This is a genomic window from Frankia sp. CcMO1, from assembly GCF_977945845.1.
In genome coordinates, this window is sequence record NZ_CDWTMG010000195.1 from 4,919 (window position 1) to 9,955 (window position 5,037).

Consider the following 5,037-nt stretch of genomic DNA (forward strand, 5'->3'; position numbering starts at 1 on the left):
GTCCCCCTAGGGGCCCGGTACGCCGGGTGGCCAGGTCCTACGGGAACATCTCCACCGGACTGGAAACATGAGCCCATCCGGGGTATGCGGATACCCCTTGCGGGCACCCCCGGTGATGTGGGCGCAGCCGGTCACCCGGCCCGTACTCCCGGGCAAGGACCGGCCGCTGGAATGGTCCTCCCGGACGATGGTCAACGGTGTCAAAAGTGGTCAACGGCTGTCGACACCGGTCAACGGCAGGCGACCGCTGTCGACGCCGGTCAACGGCAGGCGTGGCCGCCGCCCGGACTTTCGCTGGTTCGGCACAGATGTATCGGTTCTCCCATCTTGATGAATATTGTCATCGATGGCCGGGCGGGCAGGGTGTTCCGGTGCCAACCGCATCGGGTTCTCACCGGCCCGGCCGTCCGCCCGATGCGCGGCCCGATAATCCGGACGGGAATACATAAACGTGAAACGGAATCGAAGGGCTCGGCGCGCCGTTGTCATTGAGTGGGGAAGTTCTGGTAGGGAATAGCGGATCGGAGAACACGTGAGAGACGCGAGAGAGGTTCAAATATGCGTCGACCCGTTAAGAGAAGAACCGGGCGAGCTGTCGGTGTCCGTCGCATTCTGGTGACCATCGGAGCCGCCGTCACGCTCGGTCTGCTCACCACCGGCGCGGGCTGCCAGCCGCCCGGACCGCCCTGCCCTCCCTACCCGCCCATCCCGCAACCCAACTGCCAGCCCATCCCGAACTGACGTGTCCGGCCGCGGCGGGTCACCTGTCCGGGTGAGACGCCGCGCAGGGCGCGAGGGAGGGAAGGTCGGTGTCCCAATCGCGGGCCCATCGGTGGTCGGCCGTCCGGGTCGGTCGCCGGTGGACCGCGATGGGCTCACCCCGCCGCCGATCGTCCAGTCGATCAGGTTCTTGAAGCTTCCGGTAGTGCGCCTGCGTACTGCGGGGTGCAGAACAGCACGGCGTCGGCCGCAGCGCGGCCGTGTTCGTGGAGGCGCCGCGCCGTGGCGCTGGTTCTTCGACGGTGGGTTTCGACGGTGGGTGCGGCCGGGCCCGGTTCCTTGACGGCGGCCCGCCGACTCCGGCAAACAAGATGGATGCGGACCATTTCCCTTGGTGAAACAGGGTTCAAGCAAGGGTTCAAGCAGGCCGGAACCGTACGCGGGGTCACGTCCTCCCACGGAGGCGCCATCTCGCCTGGACCGGCGGTCGTACGGTGAGCGCGACCTCCGTTGACGGGCTGGTGGGGCTGGACGGCGTCTTCGGTGACGTCCTCGCCGCCTACGATCTCGGCCCGTCGCCGCGGGCGAGCCTGCTGCATGTCTCGGAGAACGTCACTTACCGCGTGGACGACCCGGCGACCGGCCGGCGTTGGGCGTTGCGGCTGCACCGGCCCGGGTACCACACTCTCGTCGAGATTCACGGCGAGCTGGCGTGGGTGGCTGCCCTGCGCGCCGACGGCGTGGTCGTGACGCCGCCGGTCGTGCCGACGATGGCGGGTGGGCCCGTGGCGACCGTGGCCGCGACCGGCGCCCTCCCCCCGAGCGCCGCCTCGCCGGATCCCGCTGGGCCGGATCCCGCCTCGCCGGATCCCGCTGGGCCGGGTGGTGCCGAGCGGCACGCCGTGTTGTTCGAATGGGTCGACGGACGTTCACCGGAACCGACGGACCCCACGTCCCTGCGCGGCGCGTTCGGGCAGCTCGGGGACATCACCGCGCGGCTGCATCGGCACGCGCGGGAGTGGTCCCGCCCGGCTACCTTCGCCCGCTTCGAGTGGACCTGGCGGAGCATGCTCGGCGACGCTGGCCGGTGGGGGAGCTGGTCGGAGGGCTTGATCATCGGGCTGGCCGGCGGCCCCGGCCCGCGGGGGGACAGCCGCGCGGCGTTGGGCCTGCTGAGCCGGGCCGCGGCCGACATCGAGGCACGCCTGGCCGCCTTCGGCACCGGGCTGGACCGGTTCGGGCTCGTCCACGCCGACATGCGGCTGGCGAACCTCCTGGTACCCCGGGACGAGTCCACCGGGGACGTCTGTGTGATCGACTTCGACGACTGCGGCTTCGGCTGGTACCTCTGGGATCTCGCCGCGTCGCTGTCCTTCATCGAGCACCTCGACGAGGCCGGCGACCTGGTGGCCGCCTGGCTGGCCGCCTACCAGCGCCAGCGCCCGCTCACCGCGGACGACGTGGCAATGATCCCCACCTTCGTCCTGTTGCGCCGGCTGCTCCTGGTGGCTTGGCTGGGCACCCATCCGCACTCGGACGCGGTCCCGAGCGTCACCGAGTACGCTCGGGACAGCTGCGAGCTGGCCGAGGCCTATCTAGGCGGGCGGTTCCTCACCGGCTGAGGCGGTGGCCCGCGGCCAGGCCTGACCGGTGGCTCGTCCCGCCCGCCCGGAAGTCCCCGAGGACCGGCCCGCCCGGACCACTCAGCGGCCGGTGAAACGGGGCTCGCGGCGCTCCGTCGAGGCGCGCACCCCCTCGGCGAAGTCCTCGGTGGCCCGCAGTCTGGCCTGCTCGGCGGTTTCCCGTTCGGTGGCCGCCCGGATGACGGGGACGAGATCCGCCCACATTGTCTCCCGGATGCTGCGCACGGCCAGCGGCGCGGCGGCGGTGATCTCACCGGCCAGCGCCACCGCGGCCTCCCGCAGCTCGGTGTTCGGCACGAGCCGGTCGGCGAGGCCGATGGCGAACGCCTCCTGCCCACCGACCCGGCGACCGGTGTAGAGTAGGTCGAGCGCCTTCTGCCGGCCGACGACCGCCGGCAGGGTCACCGAGATGCCAAAGCCCTGGTGCAGCCCGATCCGGGAGAAGTTCGCCGCGAAGCGGCTGTCCGGGCTCGCGACCCGGAAGTCCGCGGACAGCGCGAGCCCCAGCCCGCCGCCGACCGCGCTGCCCTGCACCGCGGCCACGACCGGTATCGGGGAGGCGAATAGCCGTAGCGCCTCGCGGTAAAGGGCCGGCGCCCCCTCATCCGCCGAAATCGCCTCGGCCGCACTCGCGCCGGAGAAGTCGGCTCCGGCGCAGAAGTTCCTGCCCTGGGAGCACAGCACGACGGCACGGACGTCGGAGTCGGCGTCGAGCTTGTCATAGATGTCGGCGAGGGTCTGGATCAGACGCACGTCGAAGAAGTTGTGCGGCGGACGGCGGACCTCGACGACGGCGACGTGGCCGGGCAGGGTGTGTACCGCGATGTCTTCGGACTCGCTCATGATGATCCTCCGTCGGGTCGTCCGTGCTGGTGCCGGCGGTCCGCCGTGCCGGCGAGGTCTCCATCCGTCCGACATCGTCCATCCTGACCGAAAACGCCTCGCGGGTCGCGTCAGCGGCCGGGGGCCGGGGGCCGGCCAGAAGGTCGCGAGCGGAATCGGGGAGTCCGCCGGGACTGAGGAACCGAGGACGACGTCGGTGGGGGTGATGACGCTCGCGTAGCTGTACGGCCCGCCCAGCGTGCCGAGATCGGTGAAGCGGCCGTTGCGCCAACGGAACGCGTGCCCGTTCGCCGTGCCGGCGACGGTTCCCCGGTCGTTGATGGCGGTCACCTCGAGGTCGCCGGTGGGCACGCTAATGGTCGCGCGCTGGCCGTGCTGCCAGACGAATGCACGGCTCGACGAGCCGCGGCTCCGGACGAGGACCTGGCCGACGTTGTTGATACCGATCGCCGAGGAATCGGTGTCGCCGGGGAGCGTGCCGAGGTCGATCAGACGACCGCGTTCCCAGCGGAAGGCGTGGGTGTGACCGTCGGCCGTGTCGCTGTAGCCCACGATCTGCCCGGCGTCGTTCGCGGCCACCGCGGAACTCGACGGGCCGCCGAGGGTACCCAGGTCGTGCAGGGTGCCTCTCCTCCAGAGGAAGGCGTGGGACGGGCCGGCGGCGGTGTCACTGCTGCCGGCGATGGCACCGGCGCTGGTGACCGCGACGGCGGAGCTGCCCGGGCCGCCGAGCGTACCCAGATCCTGCAGGTGGCTGTCCGCCCACCGGAAGGCATGGAACGTACCAGCGTTGGTGGTGCTGGTGCCGACGATGACCCCGGCGCGGTTGACCGCCGCCGCGGTGCTGCTGTAGCCGCCGGCCGTTTGGGTGCCGCCGAGGTAGCCCAGACGCTGGGGCTGGGGGTTTCTGTGTTCCAGCCGGAACGCCTGCCGGTCGTAGTGGCTGACGAAATCGCCGATGACTACGCCGTCCTCGGTCACCGTCTTCGGTGCCGTGCTGCCGTTGAGGACATGCACGGTGCCGTCGCGCCAGAGGAAGCCCGTGGTGCTGTACGCGCCGCTGACCCAGTAACCGGCGTAGAGCCCGCGGCTGTTACCACTGGTCAGCCAGCCGGGACTGCCTGGTCCGGGGATGCCGACCCCGGCCGGCGTCGTCTGGTGTGGGTCAGGTCGTGGTCCTGGAACCGGCGCCGCCAGCGCCGCGGGAAGCCCGGTGAGAGACACGGGAAGCCCGGTGAGGGACAACGGTGCGGTGGCTCCGGCCATGACCGCCAGGTGTACGAATGTTCTCCGGTTGCTCGGCACGGCCGACCTCCCTGGTCAGGCCTTCCCGACCGTCGTCGTGGCCGCCGGGGCGCCATAGCACGGGTTCGGTCGCCAGGATCCTGGCAACGGATCGGGTCGGGATGGCTGGACGGAGGACCAGCCGGCACTCCGCCGATTGATTACCAACTGAAGTTGGATGGTGTCGAACTATAGCCATCTCGTCAATGAATGACACGCCCCGCCTGCGGCCGCGAGGCGCGGAACGTCGCGGGCGCCGGCCGGTGAGCGGCGCGCTGACGTGGGCGTCAGCCGACTCCACCAGATGGCGCGGACGGCTCAGGACACCGTGATGCCGAGTTTCATACCCAGCGACTCGTGGTTGCCGACCGGGCAGTCCAGCTAGTAAGTACCCGGCTGCAGGGTCACCGTGAGGTCCTCGGACTCACCCGGTGCGAGGTCCTTCGTCGTGGCCTCGCGCAGGCCGGGCCCCTCGATCCTCAGCGCGTGCGTCACGTGGACGGCCGGTGGGGTCAGCCGCGCCTCGTCGCCGGGACCAGCTGGGGGG

General features: G+C 70.9%; 2 protein-coding genes. One reads left to right on the top strand and one right to left on the bottom strand.

Annotation, left to right across the window (positions count from 1 at the left end; genetic code table 11):
* Positions 1-1,214: 1,214 nt before the first annotated feature.
* Complete coding sequence (locus AC08OU_RS18780) at positions 1,215-2,342, top strand: phosphotransferase enzyme family protein (RefSeq protein ID WP_476601437.1); 1,128 nt, start codon at positions 1,215-1,217, stop codon at positions 2,340-2,342.
* 81 nt (positions 2,343-2,423) lie between these two features.
* On the opposite strand, the gene AC08OU_RS18785 is transcribed toward AC08OU_RS18780, so the two are convergent.
* On the bottom strand, positions 2,424-4,472 hold the full coding sequence (locus tag AC08OU_RS18785; protein WP_476605428.1) for an enoyl-CoA hydratase-related protein: 2,049 nt from the start codon (positions 4,470-4,472) through the stop codon (positions 2,424-2,426).
* Between the last annotated feature and the right edge of the window lie 565 nt (positions 4,473-5,037).